At 36.3% G+C, this 19,312-nt stretch carries 17 protein-coding genes; 7 read left to right on the top strand and 10 right to left on the bottom strand.

What is annotated here, in order from left to right:
* Positions 1-54 precede the first annotated feature (54 nt).
* The gene (locus HX004_RS09225) at positions 55-396 is read left to right on the top strand and encodes a PadR family transcriptional regulator (protein ID WP_286442207.1); all 342 of its coding nucleotides are present in this window, start codon (positions 55-57) and stop codon (positions 394-396) included.
* Entirely contained in the window at positions 389-1,825 is a 1,437-nt protein-coding gene (locus HX004_RS09230; RefSeq protein WP_286442208.1) for a PspC domain-containing protein, read from the top strand. Before HX004_RS09225 ends, HX004_RS09230 begins: the two co-directional genes overlap by 8 nt.
* A 43-nt stretch (positions 1,826-1,868) precedes the next feature.
* Here the strand turns inward: HX004_RS09230 and HX004_RS09235 are convergent, their stop codons facing one another.
* Both HX004_RS09235 and HX004_RS09240 read right to left on the bottom strand, forming a co-directional pair.
* Positions 1,869-2,570 (bottom strand): YiaD family glycine zipper/OmpA-like lipoprotein, encoded by a 702-nt coding sequence (locus tag HX004_RS09235; RefSeq protein ID WP_286442209.1) that lies wholly within the window; start codon positions 2,568-2,570, stop codon positions 1,869-1,871.
* Positions 2,571-2,592: 22 nt separating this feature from the next.
* Positions 2,593-3,051 (bottom strand): lipocalin family protein, encoded by a 459-nt coding sequence (locus HX004_RS09240; protein WP_286442210.1) that lies wholly within the window; start codon positions 3,049-3,051, stop codon positions 2,593-2,595.
* 166 nt (positions 3,052-3,217) lie between these two features.
* Between HX004_RS09240 and htpG the strand changes: the two genes are divergently transcribed.
* Positions 3,218-5,071: a molecular chaperone HtpG gene (gene htpG, locus HX004_RS09245; RefSeq protein ID WP_286442211.1), complete on the top strand. Its 1,854-nt coding sequence runs from the start codon at positions 3,218-3,220 to the stop codon at positions 5,069-5,071.
* 112 nt (positions 5,072-5,183) lie between these two features.
* Here the strand turns inward: htpG and HX004_RS09250 are convergent, their stop codons facing one another.
* Complete coding sequence (locus HX004_RS09250; RefSeq protein WP_286442212.1) at positions 5,184-5,540, bottom strand: hypothetical protein; 357 nt, start codon at positions 5,538-5,540, stop codon at positions 5,184-5,186.
* Positions 5,541-5,848: 308 nt separating this feature from the next.
* Here HX004_RS09250 and HX004_RS09255 point away from each other — a divergent pair, with 308 nt between their 5' ends.
* On the top strand, positions 5,849-6,820 hold the full coding sequence (locus tag HX004_RS09255) for an EamA family transporter (protein WP_286442213.1): 972 nt from the start codon (positions 5,849-5,851) through the stop codon (positions 6,818-6,820).
* A gap of 158 nt (positions 6,821-6,978) precedes the next feature.
* A complete protein-coding gene (locus HX004_RS09260) occupies positions 6,979-9,588 on the top strand; it encodes a toxin-antitoxin system YwqK family antitoxin (RefSeq protein ID WP_286442214.1) in 2,610 nt (869 codons plus the stop codon).
* 38 nt (positions 9,589-9,626) lie between these two features.
* Here the strand turns inward: HX004_RS09260 and HX004_RS09265 are convergent, their stop codons facing one another.
* Together HX004_RS09265 and HX004_RS09270 are read right to left on the bottom strand one after the other, a co-directional pair.
* Positions 9,627-10,457 carry a lysophospholipid acyltransferase family protein gene (locus HX004_RS09265; protein ID WP_286442215.1) on the bottom strand — a complete coding sequence of 277 codons (831 nt, stop codon included), beginning with the start codon at positions 10,455-10,457 and terminating at the stop codon, positions 9,627-9,629.
* 79 nt (positions 10,458-10,536) lie between these two features.
* A complete protein-coding gene (locus tag HX004_RS09270) occupies positions 10,537-11,187 on the bottom strand; it encodes an NUDIX hydrolase (RefSeq protein WP_286442216.1) in 651 nt (216 codons plus the stop codon).
* Positions 11,188-11,238: 51 nt separating this feature from the next.
* Here HX004_RS09270 and HX004_RS09275 point away from each other — a divergent pair, with 51 nt between their 5' ends.
* The gene (locus HX004_RS09275) at positions 11,239-11,682 is read left to right on the top strand and encodes a DUF4268 domain-containing protein (RefSeq protein ID WP_286442217.1); all 444 of its coding nucleotides are present in this window, start codon (positions 11,239-11,241) and stop codon (positions 11,680-11,682) included.
* Between the two features lie 39 nt (positions 11,683-11,721).
* Entirely contained in the window at positions 11,722-13,590 is a 1,869-nt protein-coding gene (locus HX004_RS09280) for a BamA/TamA family outer membrane protein (RefSeq protein WP_286442219.1), read from the top strand.
* Positions 13,591-13,923: 333 nt separating this feature from the next.
* On the opposite strand, the gene HX004_RS09285 is transcribed toward HX004_RS09280, so the two are convergent.
* The 5 genes from HX004_RS09285 to HX004_RS09305 all read right to left on the bottom strand — a co-directional run bounded on the left by HX004_RS09285 (position 13,924) and on the right by HX004_RS09305 (position 19,162).
* Complete coding sequence (locus HX004_RS09285) at positions 13,924-15,114, bottom strand: GlmU family protein (protein ID WP_286442220.1); 1,191 nt, start codon at positions 15,112-15,114, stop codon at positions 13,924-13,926.
* Between the two features lie 133 nt (positions 15,115-15,247).
* The gene (locus HX004_RS09290) at positions 15,248-15,499 is read right to left on the bottom strand and encodes a type B 50S ribosomal protein L31 (protein ID WP_182627051.1); all 252 of its coding nucleotides are present in this window, start codon (positions 15,497-15,499) and stop codon (positions 15,248-15,250) included.
* A gap of 228 nt (positions 15,500-15,727) precedes the next feature.
* Complete coding sequence (locus HX004_RS09295; protein ID WP_286442221.1) at positions 15,728-15,943, bottom strand: heavy-metal-associated domain-containing protein; 216 nt, start codon at positions 15,941-15,943, stop codon at positions 15,728-15,730.
* Between the two features lie 149 nt (positions 15,944-16,092).
* Entirely contained in the window at positions 16,093-18,510 is a 2,418-nt protein-coding gene (locus HX004_RS09300) for a heavy metal translocating P-type ATPase (protein WP_286442222.1), read from the bottom strand.
* Positions 18,511-18,598: 88 nt separating this feature from the next.
* Positions 18,599-19,162, bottom strand: coding sequence for a helix-turn-helix domain-containing protein (locus HX004_RS09305; protein ID WP_286442223.1), 564 nt, complete (start codon positions 19,160-19,162; stop codon positions 18,599-18,601).
* Between the last annotated feature and the right edge of the window lie 150 nt (positions 19,163-19,312).

Consider the following 19,312-nt stretch of genomic DNA (forward strand, 5'->3'; position numbering starts at 1 on the left):
ATACATAGTACATGCTTTTAGCTATATCTTTGCATAAGATAAATCATTGAACCTATGAATAGTGAAAATACAAAAGCTCAAATGCGCAAGGGTATCTTAGAGTTCTGTATTCTATCCATTCTAAAAGAACGCGATTATTATACCTCTGAAATACTAGAGGAATTGAAAAAAGTAAAACTTTTAGTGGTAGAAGGAACCGTATACCCTTTACTAACAAGACTCAAAAATGGGGATTTGTTAACCTATAGATGGGAAGAGTCCAACGCAGGCCCTCCGAGAAAGTACTATAAATTAACTGAAAAAGGTGAATTGTTTTTAAACGAACTAACAGAAACATGGGAGGAATTAGCCCATGCTGTTCAAGAAATAACCACAAAAAATCAAGACAATGAATAAGACATTAACAATAAATATCGGTGGTTTAGTTTTTCACATTGAAGAGCAGGCCTTCCAGCGCTTGGATCAATACATCAAGGCGATTCGCAGATCGATTGCCATTGAAGAACAAGATGAAGTAGTTCAGGATATTGAATTGCGTATTGCAGAAATATTCAACTCTAAAATAACGGCAACAAAACAAGTAATTACTTCAGACGATGTGGATGAAGTGATTCAAATTATGGGACGTCCAGAGGATTATTCAATTGATGATGAAGCGACGTATCAGCACACGGAACAAACGTACTATAGAGAAAAGAAGTTGTTTCGAGATACGGACAATCGCATTTTAGGTGGGGTTTTGGCAGGTTTGGCACATTATTTCAAAATTGATACGATTTGGGTGCGTTTAATTTTCATCTTTTTGGTTTTCTTCTATGGAACGGGCATCCTCTTGTATTTTGTTCTGTGGATTATCATTCCCAGTGCGAAAACAACCAGTGAGAAATTGGATATGATGGGCGAGCCTGTCAACATCGAAACCATTGAACGAAAAATTAGAGAAGGAGTTGATTATACAACAAGTAAGATTAATTCTATTGACTATGATAAGTTCAAAGCACAAACACAAAGAGCGACCAACCAAGGGACGAAAGTCATTCGTTATATTTTAGGTATTGGTTTCATTATTGTGTCTGTCATTGGAATGTTGGTTAGCTTTTTTGTCAACTTGATGATTATTGTCAACACCAACTTCATGATTAACGAGTTTGACATTCCAAGTGAATTTATAGACCCTACGATTCCAAGATGGATTCTTCATACTTGTATCAGTTTAATTACGTTCTTACCTTTCATCATCATGTTGCTGTTGGGATTAAAATTACTATACACCAATATGAAGTACATATGGATTACCGCTATTACCATATTCGTTTTGTGGATTGGTAGTTTAATTGGATTATCTGTCATGATGATTAATGGAGAAGCGAGTAATTTCATCAAAAAGGAATACCGATATAATGTAACCTATTCTTCTGATGACAAAGACAGCACAGTTGATGATGCCTTTCTGTTTACGACGAGTAAAGATGCCGTTTTAGCATTAGAGGATACTGTCCAAAACACAACCGATTTCATCAATAAAATAGAAATTGTCCCTTCTTATCAAGAGGAGATTTACGGTAAACTAGGTAATACAGGACATCAATACAAAAATGTAATACAAACCAAAGAAGAGGATACAGCCTTTACTGTGGTAATTACCGAAGCGCAATTAAAGCTTGATCCTACTTTTACGTTATATTTACCTATAGGAAAGAAGGTTCAGCTGAATGACAAGGTAAAACCTTATTTATTTCATGGTCTTCAATCCAGTATCAAACCAGGTACACATTGGTATGAGATGAGAGATGATTTTAATTTACACTGCACAGATTGCAACTAAAAAAAGGGAGCCAAAAGGCTCCCTTTTATATTTTTAATATTGATTACATCGTTGCAGCTTCGTTTTGTGCATCGATAATCATCTGTTCGTTTGCTTTAATTGCAAATTCTACACGGCGGTTTTTTGCTCTTCCTGCTTCAGTATCATTACTTGCAATTGGATCAGCAATTCCCATTCCTTCAGTAGCTAAACGCTTATTTGAAACTCCATTTTGCATCAAATACGTTTTCACTGCATTTGCGCGTTGTCTAGATAATTTCAAGTTGTATTCTTCTCTTCCTGTATTATCTGTATATCCGAAAATACTAATATTTGTATTTGGATTTTCTTTAAATACAACGATTAGTTTATCCAAGTTTTGTTTTGCTTTATCGGTCAAAGTAGCTTGGTTCAGGTTAAAGTTTACAGAGCTCTCACCTAAAGTCAATTTGATTCCCTCTCCTACGCGTTCTACTTGAGCACCAGGAACTGTTTGTTCAATTTGACGCGCTTGCTTGTCCATATTGTTTCCAATAACACCACCAGCAGCACCACCAATAACTCCTCCTAATACCGCTCCTAAAGCACTATTTCCACCTTTTCCAATATTATTTCCTAATATTCCTCCGATGATAGCTCCTCCGGCAGCTCCAATTGTCGCTCCTTTTTGTGTATTATTCGCATTTTTGACAGAGTCACAGCTTGTCAGCGATAGAGAACCTACTAACATAGCTCCTGCTAATAGGGTCGTAGTTGTTTTTTTCATAATATTTCCTTCTTGTTGATTCTTAATTCTTAACAAAGTGATATGTTACATCATATCCTTGTCCGTCTGCGTAAAAATAATCAATCAAATCAAAACTAGTAGCTGTTTGATTTTTAACCTTCATCTTATACCCTGTGGTTACATTTTTTGCTTTTAATCCTGCATCTACAAATTTGAATTCAAATTCGCCATTCGGATTAACAAACCACTTGAAATTACTTTCAAACATAGGACATGAACTTCCGCCCATTAAACTTACCACTCCCGTGTTATTGTTTGAAACAAATTTCCATTGACTTCCTTTAAAACAATGAGCATCAGCAATATTAAAAGAAGTTACTTTTACAAACTCCCCTCCGATATGAGAAACAGAAGTAAGTGTCCAATCTCCTTTGATTCCGTATTGCGACTGTCTATCCATCGTCGGTTTACATGAGGCCAAGGCTAAGCCTACAAAACTTAATAAAACTAACTTTTTCATAATAATTCTCCTATTTTTTACAATAATACAAACTTTCTAGGTATTAACGGATTTTACTGCCCAAAAAAGAATCAAATGACAAATTGACATCTCTCTTCAGCTTGGTATCTTTTTTGTCTATTTTGTTGTACATAAATTTATTAAAAATAATAATACCAAAATAAATATGACATCTGGAAAAATTAATGTTACTGTAGAGAATATCTTTCCTCTGATTAAAAAGTTTTTATATAGTGATCACGAGATATTCTTAAGAGAATTAGTTTCAAATGCAACTGATGCTACATTGAAGTTAAAACACCTAACGAGCATTGGTGAGGCGAATGTAGAATATGGCAATCCTATTATTGAGGTTAAAATCGACAAAGACAACAAAAAACTTCACATTATCGATCAAGGAATTGGTATGACCAAGGAAGAAGTTGAGAAATACATCAATCAGGTTGCCTTCTCTGGTGCGGAAGAATTCTTAGAGAAATACAAAGACAGCGCCAAAGACACGGGAATCATTGGTCATTTTGGATTGGGATTCTACTCTGCTTTTATGGTAGCTGACAAAGTAGAAATCATCACCAAATCGTTCAAAGACGCAGCTGCTGCTCATTGGACTTGTGATGGTAGTCCGGAGTATACCTTAGAAGAAGCGGACAAACAAGAAAGAGGAACAGAAATCATTTTGCACATTGCAGAAGATTCGCTAGACTTCTTAGAGGAGTATAAAATCCGCGAACTTTTAACGAAATACAATAAATTCATGCCGGTGCCCATCAAATTTGGAACCCATGAAGAAGGCGAAGGCGAGGATAAAGTAGAAGTGGATACCATCATCAACAACCCTACTCCAGCTTGGACCAAGCAACCGGCAGACTTAACGGATGAAGACTACAAAAACTTCTACCGCGAGTTGTACCCGATGCAATTTGAAGAACCTTTGTTTCACATTCACTTGAATGTTGACTATCCATTTAATTTAACGGGAATCTTATACTTCCCTAAATTGAGTGCGGATATGCAAATGCAAAAGGACAAAATTCAATTGTACCAAAACCAAGTATTCGTAACAGATAACGTAGAAGGAATTGTTCCTGACTTCTTAACGATGTTGAAAGGGGTGATTGATTCGCCAGATATTCCATTAAACGTATCTCGTTCTTACTTACAAGCGGATGGTAACGTAAAGAAAATCTCAAACTACATCACGCGTAAAGTAGCGGATAAATTAAAATCTTTATTCAACGAGAATCGCGCTGATTTTGAAAGCAAGTGGAACGACATTAAAGTAGTGTTGGAATACGGTATGTTGTCTGAAGAAAAATTTGCAGAGAAAGCTGGTGCTTTTATGCTATACCCAACAACAGACAATACCTATTACACCATAGAGGAATTAAAAGAAGCAACAAAGGATTTACAAACCGACAAAGACGGAAACCTTGTTGTTTTATACACGTCAAATAAAGATGCGCAACACAGCTATATCAGTGCGGCAAAAGAAAAAGGATACCAAGTAATTGTTCTTGATTCTCCTATTGTGTCACACTTGATTCAGAAATTAGAGAGCGAGAATGAAAAAATGACATTTGCTCGCGTAGATGCGGATCACATCAATAACTTAATTAAGAAAGAGGAAAACGCAATTTCTAAGTTATCAGAAGAAGAGCAAACGACATTGCAATCGTTCATTGAACAAGTGGTACCAAAAGAAAAATACACGGTAAAACTAGAATCAATGGACAGCCAAGATGCTCCACTAATCTTGACTCAACCGGAATTCATGCGTCGTATGAAAGAGATGAGTCAGTCAGGAGGTGGTGGAATGTTCGGTATGGGTAATTTCCCAGAGATGTATAATTTAGTGGTGAACACCAACTCTGAATTTGCCTCTAAAATCTTAAACAACACCAATGAAGCAGAGCGTACAACTGCTTTCAGTCAAGCCTTAGATTTAGCGAAATTATCGCAAGGGTTGTTGAAAGGAGAAGAACTTACAGCTTTCGTGAAACGAAATTTTGAAAAACTGTAAGTAGTTGATACCAACTATTTTTAAGTATACTTCATTAAAAACCCCGTCCAAAATTGGACGGGGTTTTAGTTTTCTAGGCTTTTTAAACAACCTTATTAATTTTATGAATCTTTTAAAGCTTTACACTCACTTTTGATAGAATTTCGATTGTTTCACAGTAAAAACCAATGCAGTCATTTTCATAATCCTCAATTTGGAAATGGATGTACTCCAAGCCATTAGCTGAAACATCAAGGATATCAAACCCAAAAGCCGGTTGCAAGGTATCACCTTCGAAATTCAATTTGAACTGTGTACAATTTTTAAATTGTACTTCAACCGCAACAAATGCCTCTTGTCTATTGGGCCATTCCTTTTCTTCTCTTTCTTGACACAAAAACGTAATGGTTGCGTCTTTTTGGGACCAGACAAGAGATTGAATAAAAGCTACGGTTGTTGGTTGCCAATTGTTATTTTTAAATGTTATCATTTTAAATGAACTTAAATCTATCTTTATTCTCGATTAACTGTACTTATATAACTCAAAATTTGATACAAGCCTTGAAACGGTTTTCCTTTTTCTACTTGTATGATATAGTCAACGCCTAATCTAACTTTGATTAACATAAATCAATACGGATTAAACCAACTAAATTAACCATTTCAAACTAAAATTTGATAAAAAACAGAAGAACAAAAACTACATTTACGCACTTTTTTCTCTTTCCCTCTCCTTAGACATTTGTCCTAGACCTCCAAAAAAATAATACCTACCTTTGCGCGGTTAAAATTTGAGCAATGAAAGAACAAAATTTGATAAAAGGTGTATTTTTAGTAGCCATTGGGGCTTCAAGCTTTGGAATGTTGGCATCCTTTGTAAAATTGGCGTATTCGCATGGATATACGACAGCCGAGGTAACTTTATCTCAAGTATTACTAGGGCTAATTGGTATGTTTATCATCAACCTAATTCGCAAAAAGCAACCCAATGAATTAACAGCAACGAAGAAAGACATCCGCAACCTTGTTTTAGCGGGTACTTCTATGGGATTCACTTCTGTATTATACTATATGGCAGTGAGTTATATTGATGCATCTATTGCCGTTGTGTTATTAATGCAATCGGTGTGGATTGGCGTAGTGATCGAAAGTGTGGTAACCAAACAATTTCCAAGCTTACTTAAAATCATCGCTGTTGCTCTAATCTTATTTGGAACCGTATTAGCAACCAATGTATTAGCCAACGAAATTGAGCTGGATTACAGAGGTGTAATTTTCGGTTTCCTTGCTTCTTGTTCTTTTGCAACAACCATGTTTGCTTCTAATATCGTAGCCAATCACCTTGCTGCGCCAAAACGCAGTTTATTCATGCTTTGTGGAGCAACAACCATTGTATTGATTTTTTGCTTTATTACACAAATAGGACCAAATAATTCCAATACCATGCTATCATTTTATCAGCTATTTACAGACAATACAGTAGGGATTCGCGATTTCGATTGGAGCATTTTCTACTCTTGGGGATTGTTATTAGCTCTTTTTGGTACCATCCTTCCTCCTATTTTCTTAAATATGGGATTCCCACATACGGGAGTTGGACTGGGAAGTATTGTCGCTTCAATTGAACTACCCGTATCCGTTACCGTTGCTTTTATGGTGCTACAAGAACAAGTCGTTTTGATTCAATGGTTGGGTATTCTACTGATTTTAAGTGCTATTTTCTTAATGAATAGTCGATTAATCTTCAAGAAAAAACAAACAGTTGCCTAGTTGTTTACAACTGAAAAAAATAAACTAAAAGTCTTTGTATTTGATACAAAGACTTTTTTTATGCTTTATACTGAAATATGCTACATTCACTAAAAGTAGTGATGTTGTTTTTCTGCGGTTTTATCTACATTTGTTGTACAATAAAAACACACAGGAAGATGTATAAAAAATTATTACCTATTGCCTTGTTATTTTCTTCTGCTATCTACAGTCAGACAGCAAAAGATACTTTGTGGGTAAATACTTATGATGAAGTAACGACAAAAGCGTTGGCTTCTTCATTTAGACTTTCAAAACCATCAAAAAAGAGTGGTTTAGAAGAGATTACAACCTACAATAAAGACACAAAAGCCATTGAAATTAAAGGTTTAGGAAGTATTGATAGTCAAAAAACAATTACATACGACGGAAAAGTAACCTATTACAATGCAGATGGATCGATTAATTTCGATATGTTTTTTGAGCAAGGAAACGCAATAAAAATTACGTCTACCGACCCATTTACACAAGAAGACTACACCCTAACCTATGAAAATGGTTATCCGTATGATGGAACTATGGTGCAATTGTACAAAAACGCTTATTTCTACTATGTAATTAGCGAGGGGGTTTATGTGTCTTATATCTATGTAAACAAAGATAATGCGGATGAAAAATACCTTTTCACCTTTGATGAAGACAACAATATCATCGATGAACAATTCATCAATGCCAAAGGAGAAATTGTTTATTCTGCTACTTATGAAGGAGGTGCTGTTCAAAACGGAACTTCGATTGTTTTAGATTATGATACCTTCCGTCCTAGTTCTACTAGTACTTATGTGAATGGAGTAAATACAGAGTCGGTTTTTTACTTTAAATCGGGACAAATAAAATACAAAACAACAGCTACTGCAACCAAAACGACCACGGTTTTCTATGATGATAAAGGAAAAGTATTGGGTACGTATAAGGCAGATTTAGATGAATATGGATCAGAATCCAATCAAGAGGGGATTTACTTATTCTACAATGAATATTCAGAAACTCCAGATACTCCAACAAGTCAATCAGAATACAAAAAAGGAAGTTTGGTAAAGGAAACTATTTTCTATGACCAACCGACTGCTTTCGTTCCCAAATCGATTAAATTCTATAAAGGGGATTATTACCTTGAAAAAATTGAATACTTCCATGCGGATGGAAGCAAAAAAGGAGAGTTAATCTACAATGAAGATGGTTATACCCCTCAAAACGGAGTTGCTTATGATGACGATTCTGTTACGACTTATAAGGATGGTATTCTAGTAGCAAAGAAATCGTTTTACGCTACAGGTGAACTTTTTGAAGATGCAACGGAATTAACATCTACCTATTACAACAAAAAAGGTGCTGTTATTGGTAAGTTACAGTCTAAAAAAGGAACTTATGGCTATACAGAGCCTTTTACTGGGGATTTTATTACGTTGACTAATGATGAAATTGGCTCAAAAATAAAATACGAATTAGGTCAAAGTGTTTATTCTGCTACATATGAAGCTTATCCTTCTTATGACAGCAAACCCATCTTAAGAGAGGAAGTTTTCACTCCGTTGAATGGAACGCCTAAACGCATTTACTATACAAGACAAGGGAAAAAAAGCAGAGAAGAGTTATTCAGCAAAAACTATTATGACGAAAACATTTTAAAAGTCACTTACTTTGATGCAAAAGGAAAAGTAACGGGTGTTTTTGACAATATCGAAAAAGAAGGAACCCAATATACTTTCTTCGACAATGATGTAATTGAATCTACAAGCACGTACAGCAAAGGAGAATTGATTTACAAAAAAGAATACGCGAATAAAAATGGTTCGTATAGCACGGAAATCGATCCGTATTTAGCTTCTGAAATCAACTACAACAAAGAGGGTGTTTTCTATGATATGGAGGGGAATGTAATCGCTAAAGCTTCGTATAAAGCTGGAAAACCTTATACTGGAACGGTTAGCATTTACGACGGATATTCCACTACAATCTCTTCTTATGAAAAAGGATTAAAAGAAGGTGTTGAAACCTTCAAAAGTGACTATGCTGATTATGTAGCAACGAAAACCTACTACAAAGCAGGGCAGATTGTAAAAGAAGAAAACTATCTAGACAACTACTTGCAATCGTCTAAACTGTATAAAGATGGAGAATTAAACGGTCCTACTACTTTTTACGATGAGGAAGGTGAAGTAATCGCTACCTTAGAATACAAAGACGGGTATGCACATCAGGGAACTAACATTGCCTATGGATATGAAAGCAATGCATACACAACCTACGAAAACGGTTTAATTACTTATGAAAAAACAGTAAGTACTTATACAGGTTTATTACTTTCAGAAGAAAAAATGCTTGCTGATGGATCGACGCAAAAAAGCATCTATGATGAAAACGAAGCATTGATTTATCAATATGGTATGAAAGATTACGCTTTACACGGTACGTGTATCTATTACGAAAAAGGTAAAGCAAAGTACAAAAGTACCTTTGACGAAGGCCGTCTTGTAGAGGGAACTGTTGCCCTAAAATCATGGGGAGATACTTATAGCTATTACGATTATGATGAGAGTTCTTACTTTGTATGCACCCTTCAAAAGAGCTCGATGACCATCCAACGTTTAGCAAAAGATACTAATAAAGTTATTTTTGAGTTAACGAGTAAACTTAAAAAAGGCAAAATGGAAGACAATCCCATTTTCCAAAATAAAATTGACAGTACTACGCTGTATCCTAGCACAGATAGTAGTTACGCTTATTAAAACACAAAGGTCATCCCGAGGGATGACCTTTTTTTATGCTAAAAATTCTTGGATGAATTGTAATACCCATAGGTTCTTTTCTCATCTAATTCTTTTTGTTCCTCTACGAATTCTTGTGGAAGAACTTTTAAGAAAGATGGATGTTGTTCAATCGCCATTTCGATTTGTTCTACAATTTGATCAATGCTATCGTTTTCATAATCAATTTGCAAGGGCTCTTTAATCACCATCGACTGCAAAATTCCTTTCTTCTTCAGGTGCAACCCTTTTTTGTCAAATGATCGTCTAAAACCGTCAATAACAATTGGCACGACAATCGGTTTGTAATTTTTGATGATATGTGCCGTTCCCTTTCGAATGGGTTTAAATGATTTTGTTGTTCCTTGCGGGAAAGTAATCACCCAACCGTCATCTAACGCAATTTTGATATTTTCTACTTGATCTTGGTTGACTTCTTTTTTCTCTTCTATATCTACGCCTTGACTTCTCCAAGTACGATCGACTTTTACTGCTCCAACATAAGCCATAATACGCGGTAAAATACCTGATTTCATTGTTTCCGCTGCCGCAACATAGTAGAGATTCAACTTGGGTTTCCAGATATACATGATATTCTTAATCGAATTATCACGTCCTTTCAAACTGGCGTTAAACACGTGATACATCGCTACCACATCCGCAAAATAGGTTTGATGGTTGGATATAAACAATACATTTTTATCGGGTAAACGGCGTAAAATATCGGAACCTTCGATTTGTAAGTCGTTAAATCCTCTATAACGTTGATGGGTTAAAAATCCAAACGTTCTAATGATCCATTTTTTTAGCCATAAAATATGTCCAAACGGATTTCTCTTAAATAATCCCATACTCCTTCATCCTGATTTAATGAACCGCAAATTTAATGCTTTTACTTCTTTTAATAGGTTAAAATTTGCTAATTGCGTTTTACTTTGCTGTTTTTAATGCTTTTTTCAAGGTTTCTTTGAGCTCACTCAACATCATAGCCGTGGCTCCCCAAATCGTATAGTCGTTGTAAATAAAGGCCGGTACCTGCGTCCAAGAAGCATAGCTCGTCTTCATTTGAACCTCTTGTACCAATTGATCTTGCAATAAAATATCCAAAGGCAATTCAATGATATTAGCTACCTCGAAGGCATCTGGGGTAAAAGACAGCTCTTTTTTAGAAATCCCCAAATAGGGTTGCACGTAGAAATTACTAGGAGGAATATAAATTTTTGTATAAGGTTGAATAATTTGTATGTCTTTATCTACAATTCCCACTTCTTCTTGTGTTTCGCGCAAGGCTGTATGTTGTAAATCGACATCTTCTTGCTCGTACTTTCCACCTGGAAACCCAACTTGACCAGAATGCACCCCTTTATACGTTGCCCGTTCAATCAGAAGTACATGTGTTTTTTGTCCTTTGGGATACAACAACATCATCACAGCAGATTCTCTAGGATTGCGCATTACAAAATCATCTGCATACAAATAGGGGATCCTTTCTACGGGGATCATCAATCGATGCGCATCAATACCCACTGGGGTTGCACCTTTAATTTGTTCGATCTTATGCAAAAAAGAATCAAATGTCATAGATTTGCTTTATCAAATTAACATGTACCTAAATTTACGACTTTATCAATCATGTATAGTAAAGAAGATGCTAAAAGAATAAAAAAAGAATTTTGGATTCAATTCGCCGCTGAATATCCAAGAAAATGGTTGTTGCACAATACGAAAATCAAGGATGTTTCTTTTAAATTCTACGCGGACAATAAAAAAGCAGAAGTATTGCTCGATATTGAACCCAAAGATGAGGAAAAGAGAACCATCTATTATGAGAAAGTTGAATCGCTTAAAACGATTCTACTCGAAGAACATCTGCCTGATGCGATATTTGAACGCCAATACTACCTGGAAAATGGAAAATTAATCAGTCGTATTTGGGTAACGATGGACGGTGTTTCTATTAATAATCCAAATACTTGGCCCAAGATTTATGATTTTTTCAACGAAAAAATGACAGCTTTTGAAATTTTCTTCTACGAATACGAAGATTATATCCGAGATTTAGAAATAAATACTTAACTTTTCCGTTACAATAATCTAGTTCGATTGAAAAACTCCATGTTCCGATTTATCTCTTTTTTAATTTTCGCTTGTCTTCTGGTGCCATTCACTTTTGCACAGGTTAGACCTATTCTAAAAGTAGATACTGTAGTTCCAAAATTTGATCACGTTGATTTTAAGAAACTACCTTTTCAAGTAGAAAAAGACACTACGCAAATTTTCTCTAACCTAAAAGAAAAGAACAAAGGCAGTAAGGTGGGTCGTTTATTCAATCGATTGGTATACAAAAGCAACAAGCGCTTAGTTGCCCATGCGCCTGAGGTTCAAGTGAACAGACACTTGGATCAAGGAGAAGGAAAGATTATTCGAAACATCAATATTACTACGTTAGATCCCTTTGGTTATTCGGAAAAAGACACCCTTAAAAAACCGACAAAAGCATTGGAAATATGGGGGAATCGCGCGCATTTGAAAACAAAGAAGTTTACGATACGCAATTTTTTACTCTTTGAGGAAGGAGATGTCTTTGACTCCTTAAAAGTCAAAGAATCGGAACGTTTAATTCGTACACAACGCTATGTTCGTCGCGTAATGATCACGGCTATTCCTACTTCATCTCCTGATTCGGTCGATATTGCTATTCGAGAATTGGATTCTTGGACAATTTATCCCAGTGGTTCTATCTCTACTTCTTCTATGCGGGTGAAATTAACGGATCGCAACTTCGGTGGTTTTGGACATGATGTAACCGTGCAATACATTACGCGTTTCAAGGAGAATAAACAAGGGGCTTATTTTAGCTATTCAGTAAACAACATTCAAAATACCTTTATTCGTTCCAATATCTTGTTCAATCAAGATGCTTGGGGCAACTATGTCAAAGGAGTATCCCTCAACCGTCCTTTCTATTCTCCCTATGCGAAATGGGCAGGAGGTGTGAGTGCACAACAGCGCTTCAGACGTGATTCACTCCCTGATCAGAACATGAAATACAGCTTGGAGTCTGTCAAGTACAACACCTATGATTATTGGGCAGGATATTCTATTCCTGTATTTGCCAAGAGTCCTATCATTACCAATTTGCGTACTTCGCTTCGCTTTGTCAAAGAGAACTACCATACAACTCCAGGTAAAGAATATGATCCTTACGATTATTACCGTGATCAGCGTTTATATTTAGCCTCTGTGAGTTTAAGTTCAACCAATTATATTCAAGATCGATTTATCTTCAACTACGACATCATTGAGGACGTTCAAGTTGGAAAAATATTAGCCTTGACTGGCGGAATGCGCGATAAATACAACAAAAGGCGCGCTTATTTCGGTGCGCGATTTGCCATGGGTGGTTATACCAAATTGGGCTATTTTGCAGGTAATATCGAATGGGGAAGTCACTTTCACGGTGGAAAAACAGAACAAGCAGCCTTTCGTTTAGAAGGAACCTATTTTACCCGATTATTCGTCTTAGGGGATTGGAGATTTCGACATTTCTTCGTTCCTCAATTAGTCATTGGATCACATCGTTATGACCACATTGGAGATGAACTCAAAATAGAAGGTATTATTCAAGGAATACGCGCTCAAAAAATCACGGGAACTAAACGTCTTTCCTTAGCTTATCAATGGCAATCTTATGCCCCTTATGAATGGAAAGGATTCCGATTCAACCCGTATTTTAGCTTTGAAGGAGCCTTTATTGGAGATAGTAGCAATCGCCTACTCGACCCTAAACTTTACTCTCGCTTTAGCTTAGGTTTAGTAGCTAATAACGATTATCTCGTATTTAGTAAAGTAACGGTTTCTTTGGTGTATTATCCAACAATGCCCGATTCTGGAAATAGCGTGTTCAGAGCCAATTCCGTACAATACAATATGGATTTACCTAACTTTAATTACGACAGACCGCAAACGGTTTCGTATTATTAGAGAGGGGAAAGAAGAAAGAGGAAAGGGGGTGAATTTTTCAATAGTTAGAAATGTTTGCTTTTTTATGAGGTTTGTGAGGTTTGCTCTTTGTTCTTTGCTCTTTGTTCTTTGTTCTTTATGATGTTTGTGTTTCTGTATATTTTCATTTAAAAATGGCCAATCCTATTTAGGAACGTTCATTCTTTGTGTTTTTGTGTCAATTTTTCATGAGTTTTTATTTCCCAAACTCAAAGCGGCACAAAAAACAAAAAACCACCCATTTAGAGGTGGTTTTTTGTTTTTATTATCTTATTCTTTTATCTGGAAAATTTACTCCTTTCCTCTTTCCTCTCTCTAATAAGTCAATTTTGCTTGAAAGCGCTCTAATTTATTCTCTTCCGCTAAGTGGCGGATAATGTTTTCTTCCACGGCTGTCCATTCAATATGACGGCGACTCATCACGATTTGCATGGTTTTGATGGCTTTATCGACATCGTATACATCGTCTAAGTCTTTGCCTCCCCATGTAAAGCTTGGTAAAAACGTTTTTGGAAAACCTCCACCAAAAATACTACATCCCACTCCAACGACTGTACCTGTGTTAAACATGGTATTGATTCCGCTCTTGCTGTGATCTCCCATCATCAATCCACAAAACTGTAACCCTGTGTTTTCTGTTGAATTTGTTTGATAGTTCCACAATTTTACTGGAGCATAATTATTCTTTAAGTTTGAATTATTCGTATCTGCACCGAGGTTACACCATTCACCTAAAACGGAGTTTCCTAAGAAACCATCGTGTCCTTTATTGGAATAGCCAAACATCACCGAATTACTCACTTCTCCTCCTACTCGACATTCTGGTCCGATGGTTGTAGCACCATAGATTTTAGCTCCCATTTTCACTTGAGCCCCTTCACATAGTGCAAAAGGTCCGCGAATGATTGCTCCTTCCATGATTTCTGTATTTCTGCCAATATAGATCGGTCCTGTTGTGGCATTTAAAGTCACAAAGTTTAATACTGCTCCTTCTTCTATAAAGACATGCTCACGGCCGATTACTTGAACGGTTGAAGGAATAGGTTCTGAAATTCGATCTTCAGTCAACAAGGCGTAATCTTGACGAATAGCTGCGTCATTGTATTGAAAAATATCCCAAGTATGCTCAATCTTGATGAGTGAACCTGTGAAGTCAAGAATTTCATACTCGTCAAAATCAATTTCCTCTTGTTCTTCTTCCGTAAAGAAAGCCACAATATCATCGTGATATCCAATCGCTTGTTTCGGTTGTAATTCTTGAACTAATGCTATCAATTGCTCATTAGGCAAAAAGGCGCTATTAATCATAATATTTTGCTCTGCTTCTACCATTGGATACTTGGCCTCCAAGTATTCCTCGGTTACTGTAGTAGTTGTATATCCCAAATATTTCTCCCATTTCTCGCGAATGGTTAAAATTCCTACGCGTATATCGGCTACGGGTCTTGTAAAAGTAAAAGGCAATAAGGCATTTCTTACCTCTCCGTCAAATAAAATATAATTCATAACACTAATTATCAGTTCATAGATTATTCAAAGTTAATTGAATCTGTCCAAAAAACAGCATTTTTCAAGGAGATATAAACAAAAAAACCTTCCAATTGCTTGGAAGGTTTTCGTTATCTTAATTAAATTCAGACTATTTGTTGAATTTAGCATATTTGCTTTTGAATTTATCGATACGTCCTGCAGTATCAATAAGTTTAGATTTACCTGTGTAAAAAGGGTGAGATGTACGAGAGATCTCCATTTTGAACACTGGATATTCAACTCCATCAACTTCAATTGTTTCTTTTGTTTCAACTGTTGATTTTGTAATGAATACGTCTTCGTTTGACATATCTTTAAATGCTACTAATCTGTAATTTTCTGGGTGAATACCTTTTTTCATGATAAATCTGTTTTAAAAAATTGAGCTATTCTCTATTTCGAAGCTTCCTGTTCTCAAGAAAGGTGTAAACGTCAAATAACTTTTGGGTTATACTTATTTTCTTTAAGCATGCAAATTTACAATTTAATTTGAATCTACAAATAGTTTTTTGCTTTTTTGTGGGATGTTTTTTGTTGTTTCATTTTTTTGTCTTTTTGATCCAACTCACAACAATCAACTCCCACACTACTACAATGCTTCTGCTTTAAAGCCTTTTTTCTTGATGATATTCACTACTTCTTCAGCTGTTAATGCATCACTTTTCACGGTTAAAATTTTATCGCTTACCGTTGTGTCTACTGTCCATTGACCTTCTCCCACTGCTTCATTTAAATCAGCGGTTACTTTTCCCACACAGCTTGAGCAGTTTAAATTGGTTTTGAATTGACTATTATTATTTTCCATATTTCTTTATTTTTAATGTTAAATACTTCAACAAAGTTCCTTTCTTTTGTACGAAATATCGTTATATAATTCTTGTTATAATTTGTGAGATTTCATGGTTTTATCTGTCTAATTTCTATTGCAAATAGTTCTTCCTATAAACGTACGACTTACTTCTTCCACTTTAATCGCAAACTATTGCTCACCACACTCACACTACTCAAGGCCATAGCGGCTCCAGCAATCATCGGGTTTAATAAAAAACCATTCACCGCATACAAGGCTCCCGCTGCAATGGGAATACCGATTAGGTTGTAAATAAAGGCCCAAAATAAATTTTGTTTGATGGTATTCACCGTTTGTTTGGACAAGCGAATTGCCTGTGGGATTTTAGTTAAATCTGAAGAGATAATGGTCATTTTAGCCACATCCATCGCGATATCACTTCCTTTTCCCATGGCAATACTGACATCAGCAGTCGCCAAGGCAGTACTGTCATTGATTCCATCCCCTACCATAGCCACTACTTTTCCTTCTTGTTGTAGTTTTTTGACAAAATCTGCTTTGTCTTGTGGCAAGACCTCTGCTTTATAGTGTTGAATGCCCGTTTGGGCTGCAATTGCTTTTGCCGTTGCTTCATTATCGCCCGTCAACATATACAATTGAATCCCCATCGCTTGCAACTCTTGAATGGCTTGAACTGAGGTTTGCTTGATTTGATCTGAAATAGCGAGAACAGCTAAAGCTTGTTTACTATCAGCAAACCAGATTACAGTTTTAGACTCGGTTCCCCATTGATCTGCTTGTTGCTGCAAAATTGAAGCAATCGAAATTTGATTTTCATTGAGAAGTTTTTTATTCCCAACATAATAGGTTTCCCCTTCATACTCTGCTTTTGCACCTTTTCCTGTTATGCTGTCAAAAGCTGTAATCGCCGTTGATTCTTCTCCTTTAAAATAAACAACTACTGCCTCTGCTAAAGGGTGCTCCGATTGTTTTTCAATACTGAGTAAAACACCTTTTCGCTCATCTCCTCCATTGCCCCATTTTACTCCCGTTACTTGAGGTTTTCCTTCCGTAATGGTTCCCGTTTTATCCAATACAACGGCCGAAACGTTTTTCGCCAATTCTAAACTTTCTGCATCTTTGATTAAGATGCCATTCTCCGCTCCTTTTCCTACTCCCACCATAATAGCGGTAGGCGTTGCCAAACCTAAAGCACATGGACAAGCGATAACCAAAACCGTTACAGCAGCTAGTAGACCTTGAACAACTCCGTGCTCACCGCCGAGAATCAACCATAAAACAAAAGTTAACACAGCTATTCCAATCACAACAGGAACGAATATTCCCGCAATTTTATCCACTAATTTCTGTACGGGCGCTTTACTTCCTTGTGCATCTTGAACCATGCGAATAATCTGTGCCAGCATAGTTTCTTTTCCTACTTTTATCGCTTCAAATTGAAAGCTCCCCTTCTGGTTAATCGTTCCTGCAAATACCTTCTCCCCTTCTTTTTTCAATACGGGAACAGGTTCTCCACTCAACATACTTTCATCTACATAGGAACTTCCATTCAATACCATACCATCAACGGCAATCTTTTCTCCCGGTTTAACCAAAATTACAGCTCCTACTTGTACTTCTTCAATTGGCATTTGCTTTTCTGTTCCATCAGCCTGAATAACAAGCACCGTCTTCGGTTGAAGTCCCATTAGTTTTTTAATGGCGGAAGAAGTATTTCCCTTGGCTTTTTCCTCCAATAATTTACCAAGTAAGATAAAAGCTATAATAACTGCTGCCGCTTCAAAATAAACGTGTGCTTCTAATCCTCTACGTTGCCAAAAATCGGCAAATAGCATATTGAATACACTAAAAACATAGGCGATCCCTGTACTCAATGCCACTAAAGTATCCATATTGGCTGAGCGATTTTTCGTTTGTTTCCACGCATTGATAAAAAAGTCTTTTCCGAAGTACAGCAATACTGGAGTGGAAAACAACCACATAATCTCATTGCCATAAGGCATATCCATGAAGAACATTCCGATGATGACAACGGGAATCGATAGGACTACTGCCCCAAAAGTTTTCTTTTTTAGTTGTTTGAATTTTTCGGCGTGAATCGCCTCTAGTGACTCTTGTTGTTTTGTTTCCTCTACAAGTAATAAATCATAACCCGCACCTTGAACGGCTTGTTGAAGCTTCGTTGCATTTGTCAAGCTAGGCAAATACTCTACGGTTAAATTTCCCGTTGCAAAATTCACTGAAGCCGCTACGACTCCTTCCTCAAAACTAACAATGCTTTCAGCACTTCCTGCACAAGAAGCACAAGTCATCCCCAATACAGGAAAGCTTTGTTTGACGGTAGGCACATCATACCCTAAATCGCGAATTTTTCTTACAGCTTCTCCAATTACTTCCGCATCTCCTATGGAAATAGCTACCCGTTCGTTATTGAGTTCTACTTTGGGTGAATCAACTCCTTTAACCTGTGTCAATCCCTTTTCTACGATTAAGGCACAATGCTCACTGTGCACTTGCTCTAATGGTAGATACACTACTTTATGTTTACTCGTTGTTGTCATATTCGTACTGATATTTGTATGGTACAAAGTTGACAACTATCCTAGAGTAAACTGTTACGTAATTTCGGGTATAATTTGTAACTTTTACTTATACCTCGTCTAACGGTTTTCTTTTGTTTTCGCGTATTTTCTTAAAGTGACTCGGCGTTAGTCCCGTTACTTTTTTAAACTGATTACTCAAATAAGCAACGCTCGAATAATTGAGCTGATGAGCAATCTCACTCAGTGAAAGCTCGTCATACACCAACAGCTCTTTTATTTTTTCGACTTTCTGAGCGATAAAATATTTCTCAATGGTTTTACCTTCCACCTCAGAAAACAAATTGGATAAATAGTTGTAGTCATGTCCTAATTCAGCACTCAAGAAATCGGAAAGATTCATTTTCAACTCATTATCTCGATGATGAACCAGTTCCACAATAGCTGATTTAATTTTTGTGATTAATTGACTCTTCTTATCGTCAATGAGATAAAATCCCAACGCTACTAAAGCCTTATTTAAGGCTTCTTTTTCTGGAACACTAGGTTCTTGCTTTAATTCTACCTCTCCTAATTTGATGGATTGAATGGATAATCCCAATTTTTCTATCTCCTGTTGAACCATGAATACACAGCGATTACACACCATATTTTTAATAAAAAGTACACGCATTGTATAGCTAGTTTATTTGAGAAAGATTCTCTATTGATTTCACGTAAAAATAGCAAAAAAACAAAGAACCAAAAAAGACAATTCGCTTTCCTTTCACTGTACAAACCAAGTAAAATTAGAAGGTTCTATTTACACCAACAGTTTGTTTCC

The sequence above is a fragment of the Myroides sp. 1354 genome (genome assembly GCF_030324495.1).
In the GTDB taxonomy this organism is placed as follows: Bacteria; Bacteroidota; Bacteroidia; order Flavobacteriales; family Flavobacteriaceae; genus Flavobacterium.